Below are 1,551 nucleotides of genomic sequence, written 5' to 3' on the forward strand. Positions count from 1 at the left end.
TTCCTTGGTATATCAAGGAGAACGAGCCTTTTATGCAGGGAGTGTACTCTTATGGTACTCGACCGGAATAAAAGGCGAAGTTCGACGCAGAGATACCGGGAAAGGCGCTCGTGACGACACTGTCTAAGGCGGATTGCCTGCCGCCGGTCAGTCAACCATGCCGGGCCGGACGTGCCGATCGGGATCAAAGGTGGCGGTCATGACAGTTCGCGGGCCAGATCGCGCTCTTCGGCCCGACGTTTCAGGCTTTCGCGGTGATCGTGCAGTTTTTTGCCGCGGCCCACCGCTATTTCCACCTTGATTTTGCCCCGCTTGAGATACAGGCGCACGGGGACCACGGTAAGGCCCTTCTGGGCCACAATGCCCGCCAGTTTGGCGATTTCGCGCTGGTGCAGCAGCAGCTTGCGCGCGCGCTCCGGCTCCTGCGGGGCATAACCCGCATTGGAATAGGGGGCTATGTGCAGCGACACCAGCCAGGCTTCGCCCCGGCGGAAGTCCACATAACTGTCGACGAAGTTGACCTTGCCCGCGCGTATGCTTTTGACTTCGGGACCGGTAAGAACAACCCCCGCCTCGGTGAATTCGGAAAGTTCATAGAGATGGCGGGCCTTTTTATTGACGGCGATGGTGGAAGGAGATGTTTTTTGGCTCATGGCTGGCTGTGGGTCAAAAGGCTTGTGGTATGAAAGGCCAGTTCCGGTCCCAGGGTCTGGTGCAGGGTTTCACGCACCATACGGCGGGAAGCGGCCACGTCTGTGCTCATGAGCACACTGTGGGCCAGTTCCATGCAGGTTTCGGACTTGAGCTGGCGGATAAGGTGTTTCAGGCCCGGCACAAAGCGCGGCGCGGCAGAGATGGTGTCCACCCCCATGCCGAGCAGCAGGGCCATGCCCAACGGGTCGGAGGCAAGCTCGCCGCAGACCGAAACGCCTATGCCCTCACGGTGGGCGGCATCAATAATATGCTTGAGCGAGCGCACCACGGCGGGGTGCAGCGGCTCGTTGAGATAGGCCACATGATGATTGTTGCGGTCTATCCCCATAATATAGTGGATAAGATCGTTGGTTCCTATGCTGAAAAAGTCGCATTCCCTGGCAAGCGCGTCGCAGATAAGTGCCGCCGCCGGGGTTTCTATCATGACGCCCAGCGGCAGGGGAGGCGCGTGCGGCAGATCGCGGGCCGTCAGTTCCTGATGCAGTTCCTGCATGATGCCGCGCACCTGCTGCACTTCGTCCAGGCCGGAAACCATAGGCAGCATGATAGCCACGTTGCCCTGAACTCCCGCCCGCATGAGCGCCCGTAACTGGGTGCGGAACAGGCCCTGATGGCGCAGGCAAAAACGTATGCCGCGCAGGCCGAGGGCCGGATTTGGCTCTTTAAGGGCGGCCTGGGCATGCAGCATTTTGTCCGCGCCCACGTCCAGCGTACGGAAAACCACGCGCTCCGGCGCAATTTTTTGCGCCACAGCGGCGTATTCTGCCAGCAGATCTTCCTCGTCGGGCAAACGGCCCTTGAGGTAGGCAAATTCTGTGCGGTACAGGCCCACGCCGT

General features: G+C 60.3%; 2 protein-coding genes. Both read right to left on the bottom strand.

Annotated features, from left to right (window positions below; translation table 11 throughout):
• Window positions 1-197: 197 nt before the first annotated feature.
• Entirely contained in the window at window positions 198-653 is a 456-nt protein-coding gene (smpB, locus tag V6C16_RS12925) for an SsrA-binding protein SmpB (RefSeq protein ID WP_333543402.1), read from the bottom strand.
• On the bottom strand, window positions 650-1,551 hold a 902-nt coding region (locus V6C16_RS12930; protein ID WP_333543403.1), incomplete at its 5' end, for a putative PEP-binding protein. The genes smpB and V6C16_RS12930, both read right to left, overlap by 4 nt.

Source organism: Desulfovibrio sp. 1188_IL3213, from assembly GCF_036763145.1.
In the GTDB taxonomy this organism is placed as follows: Bacteria; Desulfobacterota; Desulfovibrionia; order Desulfovibrionales; family Desulfovibrionaceae; genus Desulfovibrio.